This window comes from Bacillus paralicheniformis (genome assembly GCF_002993925.1).
Classification (GTDB): Bacteria; Bacillota; Bacilli; order Bacillales; family Bacillaceae; genus Bacillus; species Bacillus paralicheniformis.
In genome coordinates this window covers 2,533,891-2,553,694 of sequence record NZ_CP023665.1, presented here as the reverse complement: position 1 = coordinate 2,553,694, position 19,804 = coordinate 2,533,891, and the positions used below count along the sequence as shown (strand labels likewise).

The 19,804-nt window shown below is 48.0% G+C and carries 25 protein-coding genes and 1 pseudogene; 11 read left to right on the top strand and 15 right to left on the bottom strand.

Annotation, left to right across the window (positions count from 1 at the left end):
- Nucleotides 1-15: 15 nt before the first annotated feature.
- Genes CP943_RS13085 through nikA form a run of 5 tightly spaced genes read right to left on the bottom strand, consistent with a single transcriptional unit; the run spans nt 16 to nt 4,936 of the window.
- Nucleotides 16-801, bottom strand: coding sequence for an ABC transporter ATP-binding protein (locus CP943_RS13085; RefSeq protein ID WP_020452061.1), 786 nt, complete (start codon nt 799-801; stop codon nt 16-18).
- Nucleotides 801-1,640, bottom strand: coding sequence for an ATP-binding cassette domain-containing protein (locus tag CP943_RS13080; RefSeq protein WP_105981062.1), 840 nt, complete (start codon nt 1,638-1,640; stop codon nt 801-803). The genes CP943_RS13085 and CP943_RS13080 overlap by 1 nt, the downstream gene beginning before the upstream one ends.
- 1 nt (nt 1,641) lies before the next feature.
- The gene (gene nikC, locus CP943_RS13075) at nt 1,642-2,472 is read right to left on the bottom strand and encodes a nickel transporter permease (protein ID WP_020452059.1); all 831 of its coding nucleotides are present in this window, start codon (nt 2,470-2,472) and stop codon (nt 1,642-1,644) included.
- Entirely contained in the window at nt 2,469-3,410 is a 942-nt protein-coding gene (gene nikB / locus CP943_RS13070) for a nickel ABC transporter permease (protein ID WP_020452058.1), read from the bottom strand. Before nikB ends, nikC begins: the two co-directional genes overlap by 4 nt.
- A complete protein-coding gene (gene nikA, locus CP943_RS13065; protein ID WP_026579342.1) occupies nt 3,407-4,936 on the bottom strand; it encodes a nickel ABC transporter substrate-binding protein in 1,530 nt (509 codons plus the stop codon). The genes nikB and nikA overlap by 4 nt, the downstream gene beginning before the upstream one ends.
- 269 nt (nt 4,937-5,205) lie before the next feature.
- On the opposite strand from nikA, the gene CP943_RS13060 reads away from it, so the two are divergent.
- Complete coding sequence (locus tag CP943_RS13060) at nt 5,206-5,418, top strand: hypothetical protein (protein ID WP_023855949.1); 213 nt, start codon at nt 5,206-5,208, stop codon at nt 5,416-5,418.
- Between the two features lie 149 nt (nt 5,419-5,567).
- On the opposite strand, the gene CP943_RS13055 is transcribed toward CP943_RS13060, so the two are convergent.
- Nucleotides 5,568-6,194: an esterase/lipase family protein gene (locus tag CP943_RS13055; protein ID WP_023855948.1), complete on the bottom strand. Its 627-nt coding sequence runs from the start codon at nt 6,192-6,194 to the stop codon at nt 5,568-5,570.
- Between the two features lie 556 nt (nt 6,195-6,750).
- Here CP943_RS13055 and CP943_RS13050 point away from each other — a divergent pair.
- Together CP943_RS13050 and CP943_RS13045 are read left to right on the top strand one after the other, a co-directional pair.
- Nucleotides 6,751-7,125, top strand: a complete 375-nt coding sequence (locus tag CP943_RS13050; protein ID WP_026579343.1) for an antibiotic biosynthesis monooxygenase family protein — start codon at nt 6,751-6,753, stop codon at nt 7,123-7,125.
- Nucleotides 7,122-8,093, top strand: a complete 972-nt coding sequence (locus CP943_RS13045) for a bifunctional GNAT family N-acetyltransferase/GrpB family protein (protein ID WP_105981061.1) — start codon at nt 7,122-7,124, stop codon at nt 8,091-8,093. The genes CP943_RS13050 and CP943_RS13045 overlap by 4 nt, the downstream gene beginning before the upstream one ends.
- Nucleotides 8,094-8,107: 14 nt before the next feature.
- Here the strand turns inward: CP943_RS13045 and CP943_RS13040 are convergent, their stop codons facing one another.
- On the bottom strand, nt 8,108-8,305 hold the full coding sequence (locus tag CP943_RS13040; RefSeq protein ID WP_043054379.1) for a CDGSH iron-sulfur domain-containing protein: 198 nt from the start codon (nt 8,303-8,305) through the stop codon (nt 8,108-8,110).
- 109 nt (nt 8,306-8,414) lie between these two features.
- Here CP943_RS13040 and CP943_RS13035 point away from each other — a divergent pair, with 109 nt between their 5' ends.
- Complete coding sequence (locus CP943_RS13035) at nt 8,415-8,738, top strand: iron-sulfur cluster biosynthesis family protein (protein ID WP_020452052.1); 324 nt, start codon at nt 8,415-8,417, stop codon at nt 8,736-8,738.
- 13 nt (nt 8,739-8,751) lie between these two features.
- On the top strand, nt 8,752-8,991 hold the full coding sequence (locus CP943_RS13030) for a YqkC family protein (protein WP_003183211.1): 240 nt from the start codon (nt 8,752-8,754) through the stop codon (nt 8,989-8,991).
- 22 nt (nt 8,992-9,013) lie between these two features.
- Here CP943_RS13030 and CP943_RS13025 read toward each other — a convergent pair whose 3' ends face one another.
- On the bottom strand, nt 9,014-9,943 hold the full coding sequence (locus CP943_RS13025; protein ID WP_105981060.1) for an alpha/beta hydrolase: 930 nt from the start codon (nt 9,941-9,943) through the stop codon (nt 9,014-9,016).
- 156 nt (nt 9,944-10,099) lie between these two features.
- Here CP943_RS13025 and CP943_RS13020 point away from each other — a divergent pair, with 156 nt between their 5' ends.
- On the top strand, nt 10,100-10,333 hold the full coding sequence (locus CP943_RS13020; RefSeq protein ID WP_023855942.1) for a YqkE family protein: 234 nt from the start codon (nt 10,100-10,102) through the stop codon (nt 10,331-10,333).
- A gap of 41 nt (nt 10,334-10,374) precedes the next feature.
- Here CP943_RS13020 and CP943_RS13015 read toward each other — a convergent pair whose 3' ends face one another.
- The 4 genes and pseudogenes from CP943_RS13015 to mciZ form a co-directional block, all read right to left on the bottom strand.
- Nucleotides 10,375-11,295 (bottom strand): aldo/keto reductase, encoded by a 921-nt coding sequence (locus CP943_RS13015; RefSeq protein WP_105981059.1) that lies wholly within the window; start codon nt 11,293-11,295, stop codon nt 10,375-10,377.
- Between the two features lie 73 nt (nt 11,296-11,368).
- Nucleotides 11,369-11,716, bottom strand: a complete 348-nt coding sequence (locus CP943_RS13010; protein WP_023855940.1) for a DoxX family protein — start codon at nt 11,714-11,716, stop codon at nt 11,369-11,371.
- Between the two features lie 5 nt (nt 11,717-11,721).
- Entirely contained in the window at nt 11,722-12,327 is a 606-nt protein-coding gene (locus CP943_RS13005) for a TetR/AcrR family transcriptional regulator (protein WP_105981058.1), read from the bottom strand.
- Nucleotides 12,328-12,427: 100 nt separating this feature from the next.
- Nucleotides 12,428-12,544: pseudogene (gene mciZ, locus CP943_RS13000) on the bottom strand (Z-ring formation inhibitor MciZ); the annotation flags it as partial.
- Nucleotides 12,545-12,620: 76 nt separating this feature from the next.
- Between mciZ and CP943_RS12995 the strand changes: the two are divergent.
- The 3 genes from CP943_RS12995 to CP943_RS12985 are packed head-to-tail and all read left to right on the top strand — an operon-like array spanning nt 12,621 to nt 14,811.
- A complete protein-coding gene (locus tag CP943_RS12995; protein ID WP_026579348.1) occupies nt 12,621-13,178 on the top strand; it encodes an NUDIX hydrolase in 558 nt (185 codons plus the stop codon).
- Nucleotides 13,175-14,338 carry a TIGR00375 family protein gene (locus CP943_RS12990; RefSeq protein WP_039072811.1) on the top strand — a complete coding sequence of 388 codons (1,164 nt, stop codon included), beginning with the start codon at nt 13,175-13,177 and terminating at the stop codon, nt 14,336-14,338. The genes CP943_RS12995 and CP943_RS12990 overlap by 4 nt, the downstream gene beginning before the upstream one ends.
- A gap of 20 nt (nt 14,339-14,358) precedes the next feature.
- Nucleotides 14,359-14,811, top strand: a complete 453-nt coding sequence (locus CP943_RS12985; protein ID WP_023855935.1) for a GNAT family N-acetyltransferase — start codon at nt 14,359-14,361, stop codon at nt 14,809-14,811.
- A 272-nt stretch (nt 14,812-15,083) separates the two neighbouring features.
- Here the strand turns inward: CP943_RS12985 and CP943_RS12980 are convergent, their stop codons facing one another.
- The 3 genes from CP943_RS12980 to CP943_RS12970 all read right to left on the bottom strand — a co-directional run bounded on the left by CP943_RS12980 (nt 15,084) and on the right by CP943_RS12970 (nt 17,813).
- Nucleotides 15,084-15,644, bottom strand: coding sequence for a GNAT family N-acetyltransferase (locus CP943_RS12980; RefSeq protein WP_039072810.1), 561 nt, complete (start codon nt 15,642-15,644; stop codon nt 15,084-15,086).
- A gap of 24 nt (nt 15,645-15,668) precedes the next feature.
- Nucleotides 15,669-16,211 carry a GNAT family N-acetyltransferase gene (locus tag CP943_RS12975; protein ID WP_039072809.1) on the bottom strand — a complete coding sequence of 181 codons (543 nt, stop codon included), beginning with the start codon at nt 16,209-16,211 and terminating at the stop codon, nt 15,669-15,671.
- Nucleotides 16,212-16,337: 126 nt separating this feature from the next.
- On the bottom strand, nt 16,338-17,813 hold the full coding sequence (locus CP943_RS12970; RefSeq protein ID WP_039072808.1) for an NCS1 family nucleobase:cation symporter-1: 1,476 nt from the start codon (nt 17,811-17,813) through the stop codon (nt 16,338-16,340).
- 265 nt (nt 17,814-18,078) lie between these two features.
- Here CP943_RS12970 and CP943_RS12965 point away from each other — a divergent pair, with 265 nt between their 5' ends.
- Both CP943_RS12965 and CP943_RS12960 read left to right on the top strand, forming a co-directional pair.
- Entirely contained in the window at nt 18,079-18,378 is a 300-nt protein-coding gene (locus tag CP943_RS12965; RefSeq protein ID WP_003183185.1) for a PTS sugar transporter subunit IIB, read from the top strand.
- A gap of 18 nt (nt 18,379-18,396) precedes the next feature.
- Nucleotides 18,397-19,743, top strand: coding sequence for a PTS sugar transporter subunit IIC (locus CP943_RS12960; RefSeq protein WP_095291550.1), 1,347 nt, complete (start codon nt 18,397-18,399; stop codon nt 19,741-19,743).
- Nucleotides 19,744-19,804: the final 61 nt, after the last annotated feature.

Genomic DNA, 19,804 nt, shown 5'->3' with positions numbered 1-19,804 from the left:
CTCTTATGACCCCCCTTAGGATTCAAACACCTGAAGCAGCTTTTTGGCATATGGGTGCCTTTCGGCAGAAAAAAGCTCTTCTTTTTTAAATTGATCGGCAATCTGCCCGTCTTTCATGACCATGATGCGATGGCTCATAAAGTGGACAGCGGCCAGATCATGGGAAATAAACAAATAGGAAAGCCCCATATCATCCTGCAAATCTTTGAGGAGGTCGAGGATCTTCGCCTGACTGGTGACATCCAGGCTTGCCGTAGGCTCATCAAAGATGATTAAAGACGGGTGAGTGCTGATGGCTCTGGCGATTAAGGCCCTTTGGAGCTGCCCGCCGCTTAATTCATGCGGATAGCGGTCAAGGAGGCTCGAGGGAAGGCCGACCATTGAGAACAGACGCTCAGCCGTCAGACGGCGGCTGCCTTGGAAGTCCTTTAAAAATGGCGGTATGTCTTGTTTGGAAACATCAAGCGGCTCCATAACTGAATCGATAATATTGAGCTTTGGATTCAATGATGCGGCCGGATTTTGAAAAACAGCCTGCAGCTTTCGGCGCAGTCTTCGGGTCTCTTTTTTGTTTATGCCGGGAAGCGGATGTTGATGAAGCCGAATCTCTCCGTGATCGATTTTTTCGAGCAGGAGAAGGCAGCGCGCGAGGGTGCTTTTCCCGCTGCCGCTCTCGCCGGCGAGCCCGAGGCATTCGCCTTTTCGAATGGAGAACGATACATTGTCAACCGCTTTGTGGCCGCAAGCGTAATGTTTTGTCAGATTGCTGACAAAAAGAACGGTTTCTGCTGAATGGGTCATCACGCACCTCCTGTTCCCGCCAGCACCGCTTCCTTTGTTTCAGGCGCGGCTGTCAGCCTCGGCGGAGGATTTTTCAGCGGCGGGACGGCTGCGAATAAACGTCTTGTACATTCATGTGCCGGTTGTCTGATTAAATCAGCGGTTAAACCGCTTTCGACGATTTCTCCGTTTTGCATGACAGCGGTTTGATCGGCGTACCTTTTGACAAGCCGGAGGTCATGAGTGATAAAAAGGATGGCGCAGTTTGTTTTGGCGCGCATCACGGTGAGCTGTTGCAAGACGTCCGCGGCCGTGATGCTGTCTAAAGCCGTTGTCGGTTCGTCTGCGATGAGAAGCTTCGGGCGGAGCACCATCGCTTGAGCGATCGCGGCCCTTTGCAGCTGCCCGCCGCTCAATTGAAACGGGTAGCTTTCATATACTCTGTTTTCCGGCAGAGAAACCTCCCGAAAAGCGCGGAGAATCGCTTCTCTTCGCTTGTTTTTAGACCAATCGGTATGCGTTTTGACCATTTCGTCAATTTGTCTGCCGATCCGTATAAAAGGGGTGAATGCTCCGTGACAGTCCTGAAAAATACAGGCGATATCCTTTCCGCGCATGCGTCGGAGCGCTTTGCGGCCGGCTTGAAGCATCTGGCGGCCCTCAAATATCACATCTCCGCCGGACACCGTTAGTCCGTCCGGAAGCAGCCCGGCTATGGCCGAAGCGGTCAGGCTTTTTCCGCTGCCGCTTTCCCCGAGCAGCGCGAACCATTCCCCTTCATGGATCGAGAAGGAGGCATTTTTGACAATGGTGTGCTGTCGGGAGCTGATTGATAAGCCCTCAATGGATAACATCGGCATGCTAAGAAACTCCTTTCTTGTGTTTAACGTCAAACCTGTCCCTTAAACGATCACCGTACAGGTTGGACAACAGAACGATGAACATGATCGCAAGACCGGGAATCACCATAAGCTGAGGCGCATGCAAAAAGTAATGTTTTCCGTCATTCAGCATGGCGCCCCATTCCGGGTATGGAGGCTGAGCACCCAGTCCGATATAGGACAGGGCAGCAATCATTAACACCGTTTTTCCGATATCAAGTGTCGCAAGTACGGAAACGTTGCCGAGAACATGGGGCAGCAAGTGCTTTTTTAAAATCGCCCCGGAGCCTAAGCCCGTCAGCTCGGCCAAGGCGATGTAATCTTTTTGTTTTTCCGAAAACACCGTGCTGCGGACCAGCCTTGCATAGCCGACCCATTTGACAGCGACAACGGCTAATATTAAGTTCATCAGACCAGGGCCAAGCAAACCGCTTAAAACAATCGCGACAATATAGTCCGGAAACGCCATGACCGCGTCAACGATTCTCATGATCATCCGATCCAGCCGTCCGCCGAAAAAGCCGGAGACAAGCCCGACGGGAACGCCTATGAAAACGGAGATCAGAATCGCGGCCAAGGCGGTGCCGACCGTCGCTTTCGCACCGGCGATCATTCGGGAAAATATATCTCTGCCCAAATGGTCTGTCCCGAGCCAGTGCTGCAAGCTGATCGGCTGGAGACGGTTGGCCATATCTGTGCGGAGCGGATCGAACGGCAAAAAGAAGGGGACGGTGAACAGCGCCGCGGAAAACAGCAGCACGAACCACAGTCCTGTTTTGGTTCGGAATATAAGTTTGACGTTTTTTCTCATCGGCGTCCAGCCTCCTTTAAGCGAATTTCCGGATTGAGGTACCGATAGGAGAGGTCGACCAAAAGATTGATCAGGACAACCGTGATCCCCATGAAAAGAATGTACCCCTGAATGATCGGATAATCACGCTGAACGATGGCGTCAACGACAAGCTTGCCGACGCCGGGATATGCAAACAGGACTTCAATAATCACCGTGCCGCCGAGCAGGCTGCCGAGGCTGACCCCGAATATCGTGATGACAGGGACAAGACAGTGGCGAAACGCGTGAAAGAAGAAAATTCTCGCCTCGCTGATACCGCGCGCCCTGGCTGATCTGATGAAATCCTGACCAAGGCTTTCGATCAAGCTTGACCGTACAAGGCGGACATAAACGCCCGACATCGCGATCCCGAGCGTGAGAGAGGGGAGAATCAAATGTTTAAACGTTCCGGCTCCCATCGACGGCAGCCAATTCAGCCTGACGGAGAAGAGATCGATCAGTATCAATCCGAGCCAAAAGCTTGGGAGCGCGGCTCCCACTAAAGCGAGCAAGCGGCCGAGATGATCGATCCACCGATCCCGGTATAAAGCGGAAAGCGTTCCGACCGGCACGGCGATCAGCAGCATGACGAGAAGCGATGCGCCGGTCAGAAGCAATGTCGCCGGGAATTTCCGGCTGAGCTCGTCGATGACGGGTTCGTGTGTTGTATAGGATTTTCCCAAATCAAATTGGAAAAAGCGTTTAAACCAGTTCCAATATTGAATATAAACCGGTTTGTCCAAACCGAGCTCCTCTTTGAATGCCTCGATCTGCTCGTCTGTTACCGCTACATCATCTACGCGAAGCATCTGTTTCACCGGATCACCGGGAGCCGCTTTCATAAATACAAAGCTGATAAACGAAAGCAGGAATAAGAATAGAACCAGTTCAAACAGCCGCTTAGCGATCTGCTTCATTTCGTTTTCACATCCAAATCTTTCGTCAGCATATAATACTCACTTTTGCTCGTTTCCCAATTTAATACACCGTCTCGGTATGCCGTGATGTTTTCGGGAGTGACGATAAAAGAGTTCAATGTCTCCTTCTCGATCAATTCAGCTGCTTTTTTAGCAAGGCGGTCCCGCTTCTCTTTGTCGATTGTGCGGTTGAATTCCTCAATCCATTTGATCAAGGTTTGATTTTCGATGCCGCTGTAGTTTAAAGCGCCATTCGGCATATAGGCGGTGTTCAGCAAATAGCCGGCATCGCCTCTGGGCGCGGTCATCGAGCTGTATGTCGCCAAATCCCAATCATCGTTCTTCGCCAAATACTCATCGATATTTTCGACTTGTTGAATCTTAATCGAAATGCCCAGTTCCTTCGCATTTGATTCAAGAATTTGTGCGATTAAAGGCAATTCCGGACGAGACTGATAGGTTAGCAGTGTAAAAGATAAGGCTTGTCCGTCCTTCACGGCTTTGCCGTTTTCAAGCTCGTAGCCGGCTTTTTTCAGCTCAGCTTTTGCCGCTTCCAGTCCGCTCGGCTTTTGAACCGTACCGGCGGAAAACGGGAAATCCGCTAAGAAAGGTCCGTCTGCCGGCTGAGCATGCCCGTTCAAAATGCTTTCAGCGATTTCTTTGCGGTCCAGTAATGCGTCGAAGGCGCGGCGCAGGTGACGGTCAGCGAAATGATCCTTCTTTGTATTGTAGAGAATCTGGTGAACGCGCAAGCTCGGCACCGAATCAACGGTAATCGATGAATCTTTTTGAATTTGGTCAATATCCTCCACGCTCGGTCTGTAAATAATGTCGGCATCTTTTGATTGGAGAGCCATGACGCGGGCGTTTGCGTCTTCATTAAACGAAAATGTGACGTGCTTCAGCTTCGGTTTGCCGTCCCAATAATCGTCATACCGTTCTAACTCTATTTTATGGCCGGCCTCAAAAGAGGAAACTTGAAAAGGGCCCGTCCCAACGGGCTGTTGAGAAATGTTTGCTGCGCTGACGTCAATGATCGATGTGTTTGGATGAACCAACTCTGAAGGGAATTCGGGAAAAGGCTCCTTTGTTGTAATCGTCAATGTTTGTCCTGCAGCTTTGATTTCTTTAATTTTTAAGGCGTTATTCATCGCTTTGCTCTCGCGTATCGTCCGTTCTAAAGACGCTTTTACCGCTTTGGCATCCGCTTTTTTGCCATTTTGAAACGTCAGATTGTCTTTAAGGGTGAAGACCCATGTTTGTCCGTCTTTACTTTCCCAATCCTTGGCAAGCCAAGGTTCGATGGAAAGGTCAGCGCTGATTTTGACGAGCGTTTCGCTGATGCCGGCGCGGACAGCCGTATAATTGACATCGAGATTCGGGTCAAGGGTTTGACTTGGAATATTGAAAAGAAAGGTGAGTTTCTTCTCATCACCTTTCGCTGAGTCAGCGCCTCCGGCGGAGCAGGAAGCGAGAATGAAGAGAAAAACAATCGGTATGATCATGCGTTTTGCTATGTAAGCCATCGGTTAATACCCCCAAGTAGTAATGATTTCGATTTACCCTCATTATCATAGGGGATATTTCCTTTGTTGTAAAGGAATGTTTGTTCGTGTTTGACGAAAGTGCGTGGACAAATTTTTCGGAGCCCGGCCAGCTTTTCCATATAAAATAGGTCTGCAAAAAAGAAAGCCCGAATAATTTGAAACAAGGGAGTTAATGGAACGATTTACAGGGGAAAAAAATATGCTGTTAATAAGATGTTCAAACAGCAAGTGAAAGGAGCCATAAAGCGATGATGATTACAGTAAAAATACGCCATACCGCTGAAACCGAAGGCACAGACATAGGTGACTTCACTCCTGCTGAACTCGAAAGCATCGTCCAGACGATCAGAAAATACGGAGCTTGGCTTTCACCTGATGCCGACGCAGATGATTATAAATTTACATTCCAAGACGCTAAATACAATCTCGAACAAAGAGTCTTTGAAATCATTGTGGAATAATCATATATCGACGGGGTTGACGGACACTGAATGAACGATCGGAAATGGCGTTTATTTAGAGTCCTTTTTATTTTTGCCGGGCGGGAAGACAGTCCCGATAAATGAGGAGGAGCCTTGAAGAAATTTAGCTCTTCAAGGTTCCTTCACTTTTACTTCCCGTTGACGGTCAGCCCGTCTTTAATCAAGGCATTCACTTTGCTGCTGAATAAAAGGCCGACATGGCTTACGCCTGAGATTTGCACATTGTTTGCACCACCAAGTTTGGAGAGGCTGTTTAAGACGATATAGTCGCTTGTGCTGTAAATCGAAGTGTATGAGATTTTGTCATTCGGAGCGATTCCCTGAGGCGCCGTGTTTGTAACCAGCCGGTTAGCACCCCCAAGGGTAACGACATGTCCGACTTTATCTGCTCCGTCCAGATTTTTAATATAATAGAGCGTATTGGCCCCGCCCATGCTGTGGGCGACAATATCGACTTTTGATGCTCCTGTTTGATTCAGCACATGCTTGATGTATTCGGATAATGTCGGCGCATTAATTTTATTATTTCCTGTTTTATCGATAAAGTTGATGGCGTAAAGCTCACTGCTTGTCCAGCCTTGAGATTGTAAATACGATTTAATGCCGATGAAGTTATAATTGGCTCCGCCGATGCCGTGAACCATGACGACCGGATTGTGGGAAGCGGCGGAAGCTGTTGAAGGCCGGCATGAAAATACGGACACAACAGACAGCATGCAAATCAATAGAATAGATAAAAATGAATGGCGACGCATTGTTTCTCCTCCTAAAAAAGTAATAAGTTCACAACAACGACAATTCTATAAAACGAACATATGAAAACGAAGTGTAAATTTATCTATTTTTTACACTCGGAAAAAGAGCAGTATATGAAACGGTTTTTTGCCGCTGGGCGCGCCGGTATCCTATGGGGCAAGGTGAGTGAAGCTTTTCAGGGAGATGGCAAATCGATTTGTGCTGTTGAATTAGAACTAAGAATTTACTCCCATTCATCTACTGACGTATTAAAATGGTAAATTGGGAGCGGGAAACGGTATAATAAGGAAGCATATCCATTGCTTAGTTGCAGAACATTTGTGCCGATGGTCAGGTATAATGTTGAAAGGAGAGGTTAGATTTTGATGAAAACATGGGCATTGAAAACAATGTGCCTGTGCTCTCATGTGCAGTTTTTTTCCGACTGCAAAGCGGTCCGCTGCATATCAACAAAGTGTTGATTGCTTATCAGCGGAAAACGGGATTTTCGTAAAAAAAAGACGTTTCGAATGATGACAGACCGGATCAGGATCAAGTCCTGTTTACCAAAGGGGGATGAACATGATTTCAAAAACGCCGGAGCCGCCGTATTACGCAGTGATTTTCACATCGGTCAGAACGAACGGGGATCATGGCTACAACGAGACGGCTGCGAACATGCTAAAGCTTGCCGCAGCACAGCCAGGCTTTTTAGGAGCAGAAAGCGCAAGGGACATGAACGGAAAAGGAATAACGGTTTCCTATTGGGAAAGCCTTGAGGCGATTGAAAAATGGAAGTTTCACAGCGAACACCGGCAGGCGAAGGAAAAAGGCCGAACAAAATGGTATTCTGACTTTGCCGTGCGGGTTGCAAAAGTTGAAGCCGCAAGGATTTCGGAGCGGCCCGGCCGGCCCCCGTCAGATGGCACCGGCGGGGAGGAAATGCAATGATTCAATTGTTAAATCATAAAGACCCGCACACGGCCCGCTGCATTGTAAATGTTCAAAGGCCGGCTTATGAAAAAGAAGCGGAGATTATTCAATTTCAGGGCATTCCGCAGCTGAATGAAACAGCTTTTGATGTGATGGATTCCCGTGAAACTTTCATCGGCTGGTTTGAGGGAGGAGAATTAGCCGGAATCGCTTCCTTTATACATACAGCCGAAAAGCTGACGATCTGCAGGCTGGCCGTTCATCCCGTCCATTTTCGAAAAGGGATTGCGATGGCATTGCTTCGTTATCTATTGATGGAGAAGGAAGCCGAAGCGTTTGAAGTGACGACGGGAGCGGAGAATGAACCGGCAAAAGCGCTATATCAGAAATTGGGATTTTCCGAGATTGAGCAGTATGAACCTGAAAAAGGAATTGTTCTTTCAAGACTGACGCTGAATGCGCCGAGAAAGGTGAAAGTCGTCTCCTATCAAGAGGAGTGGAAGGGCGAATTTTTCAAAGAAAAAAAGCAGCTTGAAGCGCTTTTCCAGAATGAAGTCTTGCATATTCACCACATTGGAAGCACGTCAATTCCGGGGATGAGCGCCAAGCCTGTCATTGACATCCTGATCGAAGTAAACGATCTCGGCTCCGCCGCCCGCTTCGAAAAGGGGATGAAAATGCTCGGCTATGAATCGAAGGGGGAAAACGGAATTCCGGGGAGAAGGTTCTTTCAAAAAGGAGGACGGAAGCGTACACACCATGTCCATCTGTATGAAAGCGGGCATCCCGATATCAGGCGGCATCTCGCGTTTCGGGATTATTTAATCTCGCATCCGGAGCGGGCCGAAGAATATGCTGCTCTGAAGATGAAGCTGGCGGAGATGTTTCCGCTTGACATGGCGGGCTATGTTGACGGCAAAAACGGCTGGATAAAAGAGACTGAGCGCTTGGCTGAACAATGGGAAAAGGGAGGGGAGGACAGGTAAAGCCCCCTCCTGTTTCAGGCTCTGACACAAGAGTCAAACGTTCCTTTGTGGCTTCCGTCACAGTAAGGCATTTTCAGCGATTTTCCGCATCTGCAGAGCGAAAAAGCGGGTTTTTCAGGGAACGGGTTTCCTTCCATATCGATCAATTCGACGTCTCCCGTGACCCGGAAACCGCCGTTGTCCATCACTTTAATCTGCACTTTTTTGGGCATCATTCCACCTCCGAATCCCTTCATATTTATGCCTGACAGTCGGAAACGATGCGCTTTTTCCCGCTCCTGTGGTACAATGTCCGTAAACGAAATAGAGAAGGATGATATCATGCAGCTTGAAATCACTGCACAGGCAAAACAAGCCATTCAACGGGCAACAGAGCCTTATCCTGATAAAAAGATCCAGCTTCGCTATGATTCCGAGGGCTGCGGATGCGCGGTCAGCGGCGTGCCGGTTCTGTGGCTGACGGACGAATTATCGGGAAGTTGCGAGCCTCTTGAGACAAACGGGCTTCCGATTTATATTCAGTCATCGCAAAAAGTCTTTTTTGATGAAGCGATGACCATCGACTATTATGAGAAAGCGGGTGCCTTGATGCTGAAAAGTCCGGCACAGGTGCTTTCTCCCAGAATGAGTATTTTAGTGAAATAGGGTGGCGTTCGATTTGAATCAAAAGGTAAAATCTTTAAAACAAACCGCTCAAAATAAAACATGGGCGTCCTTTTTACATCAAAATCATCCGTATACACTCCTTCATTGGTCAATCGGAGGGACAGAGTCCGTCAAAAAGGATGTCTGGCTTCTTCAGGATGAAATGACTTTTGAAACAAAGGAATTCGATACAATTGAGACGGCCATCTCTTGGATCGGCGATCATATGAGCGACATTACGGATATTTTGTAGCACAAAAGAAGGCGGACGAGACTTATGCTCGTTCGCCTTCTTTACGCCGATTTGTGATCTCTTGAAGAAAGTCCCGCACCGTGTTTTTGTAGCTGGTTCTGTTTTGGGTATAGCTCATCGCGTGCACACCTTTTTCAGCGATATAAAGCCTTTTCTCCCCCGGCTTCTTCTCGTAAAGCATTTCGCTCGATTCAGCCGGGATATAGTCGTCTTGTTTGCTGTGAATGAACAGCACCGGTTTTTTGATCTTCCCGACGACGGATAAAGGGGAGACATCACCGATGCGGTAGCCGTCCCGCCATCTCAAAAAGAGGCTGGCAAGCGGCAAAATGAAAGCTCCCGGAAGATGAAAATCTTCTTTCAGCCGGTAAACGAGCTGATCCTCAAATGTGGCAAACGGACAGTCGGCCACGTAAAAATCAGCGTCGGCATCGTCCATTCCCGCGTAAAGAAGCGTCGTGACAGCGCCCATCGATTCGCCGTGAATGCCGATCAGCGCGTGTTCGCCGTGTTTTTCCCGAAGCCAATGGACAACCGTTTTCAAATCGTTTTTTTCATAATATCCGTAGCTCGTTGTTTTTCCGCCGCTTGTGCCGTGCCTCCGGTGGTCATATATGACGGCGTTCCAGCCGAGATCAAGAAACAGATTCATATATTTGATCGAATTCAGCAAATTCATCGTCACCCCGTGGCAGATAATCACGGTGTTTTTCGTTTTGTGCGGATGGACGTAGTATCCTTTAATATTGTAGCCGTAAGAAGAAGGGAGGTTGATTTCTTCTTTCGGGAGAGCGGCAAAAGCTTTTTCGTCATAATGGCCGTCAGCCGTTTCCCGCTCGATAATGTATTCGTCTGTCCGTTTTTTAATGTACATGATTTGATTCGTAAAATAGATTCCGAGCGCGGCAATAAACAGCAAAACCGCCCCGATAGCAGCCAGCCAAATCAACATCTGATGTATTCTTCCTTTCTTAAATGCTTCTCACTTTATCATACCACACAACGATTGGCATTTGCCGAGAGAGACGGCTCTCCGAGTGACGGCTTGCCTGAACTTTTAGATTCCTGATAAACTATCATCACAAACAGGGAGAACGGAGGACAGGATATGGGAAAGAAAAAACAAGACCCAAATGCCCGGCAGCTGCTGAAAGATGCGCTCGCCGACGATTTGAAAGATAAACTTCAGCAAATGAAGAGCGAATTGAAAGAGGAGGACGAAAAAAGAAAAGAGCGTGAGAAAGAGCGGCTCATCAAGGAAAGACAAGAAAGGGAAAAAAATAAAAGCTTTGAAGAGCTCCTCAACGAAAGCGGAATTGACGACTGGAAGAAGTATAAGTAAGAAAGCCCCGTCTGATCAAGAGACGGGGCTTTCTTATTGCTTTATTCGCGATGTGCAGTGTACACGCCGCGTTTTGTATAAAAGCGGAGCGCTTTGATTTCCTGTTCTGTCAGACCGCGTCCGCCGACAGATTCAACGTTTTCCCGAAGCTGGGAGATTTTGCTCGCTCCGGGGATGACCGCTCCGACAGCCGGCTGGGCGAGAATATACTTCATCGCGGTTTCGGTCGCGGATAAATCAGGCGCCGTTTTTTCAATGTCCGCTTTTGTTTTAACGAGTTCATCGTAGGAATACGATAAATAGCCGTTTTTCTTGATCGCGGCGTTTGCATCTGACAGAGGTTTTTCTGTCAGAATCCCTTTTGCCAAAGGTCCTCTTGCAATCACGCTGATTCCATGTTCTTCAAGGAGAGAAAGCCATTCCTCAGGCCGTCTGTCCAACAAGCTGTATTGCATCATGACCGTGACGATGTTTGATTTTTTGATGTATTCCTTAATGACGTTCGGCCGAATTGAAGAAATGCCGTAATGGCGGATGACGCCTTCCTGTTTTAATTCTTCAAAAGCTTCGATCGTTTCGTCGATATTGTCTTCAATTGTGCCGCCGTGCAGCTGATAAAGATCGATGTAGTCGGTTTGCAGCCGCTTTAAGCTGTGCTTGACGGCTTCTTTTATGTACGCTTTCCGGGGATCCCAGAACCAGCCCTGTTTTCCTTCCTCCCAGCGGTTTCCTGCTTTTGTCGCAAGGATCACGTCTTGGCGCCTTGATTTGATCGCTTCACCGACAATCTCTTCGTTGCGTCCAAAATCGTACAGGTCGGCAGTATCCAAATAATTGATGCCTAGCGCCAAAGCTTCATCCAAAATTGACACTGCGTGCTTTTTGTCTGTTCCGAGAGACATGCAGCCGAGGCCGACTTCACTCACCTGTAAATCGGAATGTCCGAGCGTCCTTTTTTTCATAAGCTTCACTCCTTTTTTTCTTACTTTGAACGTAATACAAAGGAGCGAAGTTTTCAACCCATCGGCATCGGAATCAGAAGTACAGCTCGAAGATGATCACGCTTAGGGCGCAAATCAAACAAACCGCGGCAGGGATGGCCGTAAAAAAAGGCTGCCGCGCCCGGAATAGGTGGGCATGAATGGCGCCTGTCATAAGCAGGGAGAACAACAGCCCCGAGCCGACAGCCAGATGCACATTCCAAATCCCGGCGATCATGCCGAGCGCTCCGGCGATTTCAAGAAATCCTGTTACTGAAAGAAACCACAGCGGGTATTGATAATGGCGCCAATGTTCCACTTGAAAAGGAACGTGCATCGCCTTGATTACGCCTCCGATCAGCATAAATGCCGCCAATCCTGCTTTTACGAAAATAAATGCCACCATGTTCACTCCGTTTCTGGATGTTGCGGATTAACGAGCATCCCGTGGATCAAAAGATCCGTGATTTGTTTTGCGAGACTTGAGGAGTCTTTTGATCCGTCAAGCAAATAGATATCGGCAAGGTGCTCAATCATGCCTGTCAGGCATTCGGCAACGGTCTCCATTTCCAGGCCGGACCGGAAGTAGCCAAGCTCCTGCTCTGCTTTCAAGTTTTCTTTCAAGGCCAGTGTTAAATCTTTTTTCATTTCATATGCTTCCGGGCTGAGAAAAAAACCGATGCGGGTCAAATCCGGGTCCTCTGCCAAAAAACGAAATACAGCCTCTACAGCAGCCGTTACCCGTTTTGATACGTGTTTTTTCTCGATTCCTTCTTCTAAACGAAACGATTCGATCAGATTTTTTAAGTTCGCGTGAAAGCCATTGATCAGCTCGTTATAGATGGCGCCTTTGCTTGGAAAGTATAAGTAGAAAGACGGCTGAGTCAGCCCCGCTCTTTTGACAATCGTACTTACTTTCGTCTCATGGAATCCCCGGTTTGCAAATTCGTTTGCAGCAACTGTGAGCAGCCGCTTCCGGCTTTCTTTACCTTTGCGTCCTTTTTCATTTCCCACATTCATCCGCCTCCAAAATAATACTTTCAAGTAATGTTACTGAAAAGTATTATTTCATGCGATCCTTCTTGATGTCAATCAAAATCATGCGATTTTCTTTTTCAGAAAGCCAGTCTTTCACATAGTGATACATTCGTCCGTATTCCTTCAGCTTGGCGCGGATTTCCCATGCTTTCCCCGACATGACGATGCAGTTGTTCAGCCGGTAGACCTTCATGGCGCGTCCCCCTTCCATGGTGTATGATAAAATGTATGGGATCAAAAGCCAGAGCAGAACTTAGGAGATGATCAAACTGAAGCATTTAGAGGAGAAAACCATATCTAAAGAAAAACTTTTTTCGGGCAAGGTGATCGATCTTTATCTTGAAGACGTCGAACTGCCGAATGGTAAAACGGGAAAGCGCGAAATCGTGAAGCATCCGGGCGCTGTTGCGGTGCTTGCTTTGACTGATAAAGGAAACATCATTTTGGTGAAGCAGTACAGAAAAGCGCTTGAACGGACGATCGTTGAAATACCGGCAGGCAAGCTTGAAAAAGGAGAGAAACCTGAATATACCGCGCTGCGGGAGCTTGAGGAAGAGACGGGATACACGGCGGCAAAGCTGGAGAAAATCACCGCTTTTTACACATCGCCGGGCTTTGCGGACGAATTGGTGCACCTGTATCTTGCCGAAGAGCTGACACCGCTTGAAGAAAAGCGCGAACTTGATGAAGACGAATTTGTAGAAGTAATGGAGGTGCCGCTTACAGGTGCGCTGAAACTGATGGAAACTCAGGACATCTATGATGCGAAAACGGCTTATGCCGTGCAGTATCTGGAGCTGAGAAAGGCCCTGCAAGCAAAAAAATGAAAGAAATATTCGCAGACATGCATATCCATATCGGGCGGACGGAATCAGGCCGGCCCGTTAAGATAACGGCTGCCAGAACGCTTACGCTCGACGAAATTTTGATTGAAGCAAGCGAGCATAAAGGAATGGAACTGATCGGCATTATAGATTGTCATTCACCGGAGGTGCTGGCGGAAATTGAAAAAGGGGTGTCTTCAGGCCGTTATACAGAGCTTGAAGACGGCGGAATCAAATATAAAGATACCGTGCTTCTGTGCGGTTCTGAATTGGAAATCAATGATGACAGATGCCGGGGCCCGATTCATGTGCTGGCATTTATGCCGTCGATCTCCGCAATGAAGCAGTTTTCCGCCTGGCTCTCGGAAAGGGTGACGAATATCCATCTGAGCTCCCAGCGCATCTATGAGACAGGCATCGGCCTTCAGCGGAAGGTGAAAGAGCTCGGCGGCTTGTTCATTCCCGCTCACATTTTTACGCCGCATAAGAGCCTGTATGGCAAAGGAGTCAAATTTTCGCTGCAAGAAGTGCTTGACCCGAAGATGATTGATGCGGTTGAACTCGGGCTGAGCAGCGACACAGATATGGCTTCACACGTATCCGAACTGAATCCCTATGCATTTTTGACCAATTCGGACGCCCATTCTCTTGGGAAAATCGGCAGGGAGTATAATAAGCTACACATTAAACATGCCAGCTTTCAAGAGTTTTCACTTGCTTTAAGAGGACAAGAAGGGCGCTGCATTGCCGCCAATTACGGAATGAATCCGCAGTTGGGCAAATATTTTCAAACCGCTTGTGAAACATGCGGCCGTTTGCAGGAGGCAGGTGAAACGGTGTGTAAAGCGTGCGGAAGCCGAAAGTTTACAAAAGGCGTCAGCACACGTCTAATGGAGCTTTACGATCAGGATAAAAGCCCGGTCAAGCGCCCGCCGTACGTTCACCAGGTTCCGCTGCAGCTGATCCCCGGCATCGGTCCGAAAACGATTCAGAAGCTGAAAGATGCTTTCGGCACTGAGATGAATATCCTTCACCGGGTAAAAGAAGGCGAACTAAAAGAAACCATTCGTCCGCAGACGGCTGATCTCGTGATCAAAGCAAGGAACGGGGATTTAGAGCTGAAAGCCGGAGGCGGCGGAACCTATGGAAAAGTGCAGAGCTGAAGGGGGCTTTGGAAAAAGGGATGGAGTGGAAACTAAAATCGTATGAGGAATTGTCGAAGGAAGAGTTGTACCGCATCATCAAGCTTAGAATAGACGTCTTTATCGTTGAACAAAACTGTCCGTATCATGAGCTTGATCACTTAGATGAGCGGGCACACCATTTATTTCTAAGCCAAGAAGGAGAGATCGCTGCGTATTGCAGGCTGTTCCCGAGCGGTACGGCTTACCCGGAGGCATCAATCGGCCGGGTGATCGTCCGTAAAGAGGACAGGGGAAAGGGATATGCGCAGACGCTTCTTGATCAAGCGCTCCGCTTTTTGGAAGACGAGCGGGGGGAGAAAAGGGTCAAGATCAGCGCCCAGAATCATTTGCGTTCCTTTTACGGCTCCTTCGGATTTAAAGCAATATCAGACGTCTATATGGAGGACGGCATTCCGCATGTGGATATGATCAAAACGGCAGAAACCGTATGACTTGCGTTCAGAACCCCGCCTTTCTATAATAATAAGATAAAAATTTGACAGGAGAGTGGGGAACATGGCCAAAAGCAAGGCAAGGAAAAAGCGTGAGCACATGTTGAGAAACACAGGCAGAGATGCCGCCGTATCAAGAGGCAAGGCGCCTGAATTCAGCACGCACGTCAGAAAAACGAAAAGCAGGCGGGAAGAGCTTGCAAAGCTGCATATGAAACATAAACGAAAGAACCCTTATGATTTGCTTCATGAAGATCATAAGGGTTCTTTTTTTAGAAGATGCGCGAATACATGCATGTGTCCCGATGTTCGCTTAAATCATTCGAAAGGTCATCGCTTTGTAAAACGGCTTCCAGCTGAAAGCCGAGGCGCTCCGCCATTTTTCTGCTTTTCGTGTTCATGCTGTCACAGCATATCTCAAGCCGCTTGGCTTTGATGTGTCCCCTCGCGAAATCAATCAGTCCGTTAAGTGCTTCGGTCATGTACCCCTGTCCGGCAAATTCAGAACTGCGCCAATAGCCGATTTCAAACCGTTTCGCTTGCCAGTTCATGCGGTGAAGGCCTGTGCTGCCGACGAATTTCCCCGTTTCTTTATGGAAAATATGCATCCGTAAATCGTTGCGCAAAATAAAATCGGCCTGTGCCTGCCTGACGTTGATTTCTACATGTTCTTCCTCGGGCATTTCCCTTGCAAACGGCATCCACGGCTTGAGCTCAGGCAACGATTTTCGAATGGCGTCATGGACGGCCGCGCCGTCGCCTGCCCTTGGCGCTCTGACAAAAAGGCGCGGGGTTTCAAAACTGTCCGGAAAATCGAGCAGTATCGGATTCATCCAGGTTCCCTCCAGATATTCTTTCTATTTTCGATTGTGCCATCTTCCCATCATAATCGTGTTGTTATATGTTCCGTCAGAAAGCCGCTTGTCTTTTTTTAAAATCCCTTCTATTTTAAAGCCATGCTTTTGATACAGGGCAGAAGCCCTCTCATTTGTTTCCGACACGCGCAGGGTCATTTTTTGAATGCCTGCGGCATCAGCCCAAACAATCGATTCGTTTAAAAGGCGTTTTCCAATGCCGTATCCCCAAAATTCTTTCAATACGCATACGCCAAACTCGATTTGATGAGAGAAGCGTTTTAAATCCTGTCCGGCACATCTTGAAAAGCCGACGATCCTGTTTCGAGCGACCGCCACTAAAAACAAGCATCGGTCATGTTCGCTGTCTCTTTTGATCAGCTCTCTAAAACCCGCTTCATCAATAAAACCTTCACCCTTTTCCCTGTCCAAATATTCGGTTTCTCCATCGATCTGTACCCTTACAGCAGATAATTCCTTTGCATCTTGTTGGACAGCTGGCCTGACGATGTAGCTCAGCCCTTTACCATCAAAGCGTTTGTTCATGAGATATTCCAATCATTTTTTATATCCATTAGTCTATCACATTCCTTAGCTCGAATTTGTTTAAAATGACTGAATATAACAAAAAATGGATCGCGAATAGCGTTTTCGCGGACCTTGAGCCCGTGCTTATACATTGCTTTCGGCAGCGTAGTCAGCGGTTTTATCTCTAAGGACGCCGGGTGGATGGATGCGCATCAAAAAGATGTATGCGGCAAATGCGAGCAGCACGCCTGAAAACCATGAAATATCATAGAGGGGTTTCAGGGCCGGCAAGTATGTCCCGATCAAAGACATAAACGCTCCAAGTCCAACTGCGGCAAATGCGCGGTAATTGTAGCCTTTATAGTACGTATACCTCCCGGTTAGAGAGTAGAGATCTTCGATGTGAAGCGTGCGCTTCCGGATGATAAAATAATCGGCAAGCATAACGCCTGCGACCGGCCCCAATATTCCGCCGATTGTGCCGAGAAACGAAAACACGCTCGCTTCATTCTCCATCAGCTTCCATGGGAAAGTGAACAGGGCCAAAACAGCTGTCAAATAGCTGCCTCGCTTAAAATCGATATATTTCGGCAAAAAATTGGCCAGGTCATAGGCTGGCGAGACAATATTCGCTGCAACGTTTACCGAAATGGCGGCGATGCAAAGCGTAATGACCGAAAGCGCGATCACATACGGGTTGTCAAAATGGGCGAGAATATCGACAACATCCCAAATCGGCTCCCCGAAGGCAGCCTGTGAGCCGGAGGTGACGGTAATGCTTGCAAATGCAAACAGAACGAATGTGCCCGGCAAACCGTAAAACTGCCCTCTGATTTGTTCTTTTTGAGAGGCTGCAAACCTCGTAAAATCGGGAATGTTCAAAATGAGTGTCGCCCATATGCCGATAATTCCCGTCACACCGGCAAGAAACGGCCAAATCAATTCGCCGAATGTCTGAAATTTTCCCGGCTGCGAATAAATCGGACCGAGTCCTCCCGCAATATCGACTGCCCACCACACCATTCCGCCAAAGACGAGATAAACGAGCGGGCCGGCCCAGACTTCAAACTTTCTGATCGACTCCATTCCGTGGTGAAGGACAAGCAGATGAATTCCCCAAAAGAAAGCAAATGACAAAAGCCCTGATAAATGCAATCCAAACAAGTTCCAATCGCCGCCGATGTCTTTCCAGCCGCTCCACACATTTAAGATCAGGATGTTAAGCGCCATGCTTCCCGCAAACGCTTGAATGCCGAACCACATAATCGCCACAAAACCTCTGAGAAGCGCCGGAATATTAGCCCCGTATATCCCGAAAGAAGCCCTGATTAACACGGGAAAAGGCACGCCGTATTTTGTGCCGGCATGTCCATTCAATGCGAGGGCTGCATAGAGCACGACCGAAGCGACTGCGATAATCCCAAGCACCTGCCACGGAGAAAGCCCGATCGCTATCAGTCCGCCAACCGTTGCGTAAGTCGGGATGTTATGGATGCAGCCCATCCAGATCGATGCGAAATTGACCGCTTTCCATGTGCGTTCCTCAGGCTTTAGAGGCTGCAGGTCGCTGTTTGAGAGTGTACGGTCTGATTGAACTTTTTCATATTGGCCAGATTTCATATAATCCCTCCGCTTATTTTTAAGGAAAAATATAACTTATTATTCTGAAAAATTCATTAGATAAACTAAACAAATGTTTCAAGGCGTTTGTTGAGGTTGACTAAACGAGCCGTTTGAAACCGTTATAAAAATATTGATTTTTATGAAACAGTTGTCTATCTCGGTCATAGGATAAAAGACCAGGTTGAAATATTACTCCGCATTGTAATGAAAGCGTTTTCTGATCGGCGGGGAAAAAGGTGAAACTGAAGGGGGTTAACAAATAATGAAAAAAATTTTATTGGTTTGCGCGGCCGGCATGTCAACGAGCCTGCTTGTCAGCAGAATGAAAAAGCATGCCGAGGCGCTGAACGAAGAGGTCGACATCATCGCACTGCCTGTATCCGAAGCCGGGACTGCCGCGTCAAGCGCGGACGTCGTATTGCTGGGGCCGCAAGTCAGGTACCAAAAGTCACAGGTTGAGGCGAGCGCGGGAGACACGCCGGTTCAGGTGATCGACATGCGCGACTACGGCACCATGAACGGCGAAGCTGTGTTGCAAAAAGCGCTGCAGCTGATGAAATAAAAAGGAGGGGAGACAGGGATGAGCGGGTTTATGGAGAAGTTTGAGCGGAACGTGGAACGGTTTTTGGTTCCCGTTGCTACAAAACTGAACTCACAGCGCCATATATGTGCGATCAGAGATGCTTTTATTCTATCATTTCCGATTATTATGGCAGGGTCGATTATCATTTTATTGAATTTCGCTATTTTATCTCCGGACGGGTTTATCGCCAAAATTTTGTTCCTTGAAAAGATATTTCCGAACTTGGCTGATTATCAGTCGGTCTTTACCCCCGTACTGCGGGGATCGCTCGATATTATGTCCATATTTGTCGTGTTTCTCGTCGCACGCAATTTAGCCATCTCAATGAAAGCGGATGAACTGCTTGCCGGATTAACGGCCGTATCCTGTTATTTTATCATTTATTCACCGTACCGCCTGATCGAAAACGAGAGCTTTTTAACGACGAAGTGGCTCGGTGCGCAAGGGCTGTTCGTTGCCTTAATCATCGGGATCCTCGTCGGTGAAGTGTTCAGCAGGCTTTCAAATGCCAAGCGCCTGCAAATTCATATGCCTCCGCAGGTGCCGCCTGCGGTTGCCCGGACATTTAAAGTGCTGTTTCCGATCATCTTCATTACGATTGGTTTTGCGATGTTAAGCTTTGCGCTATTGTCTCTGTCGAAAAACGGTTTGCATGAATTGGTGTATACCGTGCTGCAGGCGCCGTTGAGAGAGATGGGAACGAATATTTTCACTGTTGTTTTCCTTGGAATCGTCGCCAACTTTTTATGGCTGTTCGGCATTCACGGCCCGAATACAATCGCGGCGATCAGAGAAACGATCTTTGCCGAAGCAAACCTTGAAAATCTCGCTTTTGCCGCCAAAACAGGCTCTGCCTGGAACGCTCCGTTTCCTGAAACATGGGCGCTGAATGACGCCTTTGCAAACTACGGAGGATCGGGCATGACGCTGGGGCTTTTGATCGCAATATTCATCGCTTCAAAGCGCCGGGATTATAAAGACATCGGTAAGCTTTCGATCGGGCCGGGGATATTTAACATTAATGAACCTGTTATTTTCGGACTTCCGGTCGTGCTCAATCCGATCTTCATGATTCCCTTTATCATCGTTCCGGCAGTCAACACTGTCATCGGCTACTTGTTCATCAAGTTTCAGCTGATTCCGCCGATCGCATACGCTGTTCCGTGGACAACGCCCGGGCCGTTGATTCCGTTTCTCGGGACAGGAGGAAACTGGCTTGCGCTCGGGGTCGGCTTTCTTTGCCTCGCCATTTCAACAGTGATTTATCTGCCGTTTGTAATGGCTGCCAACAAGACTGTGAATACGGACAGGGAGCATTCTTCGGAAAACAGGGAGGAATCATAACGTGATCAGGGCGCCTTTTACGGGCGCCTGTCTTTTTTCAAAAAAAGTCATGCGGCTCTCT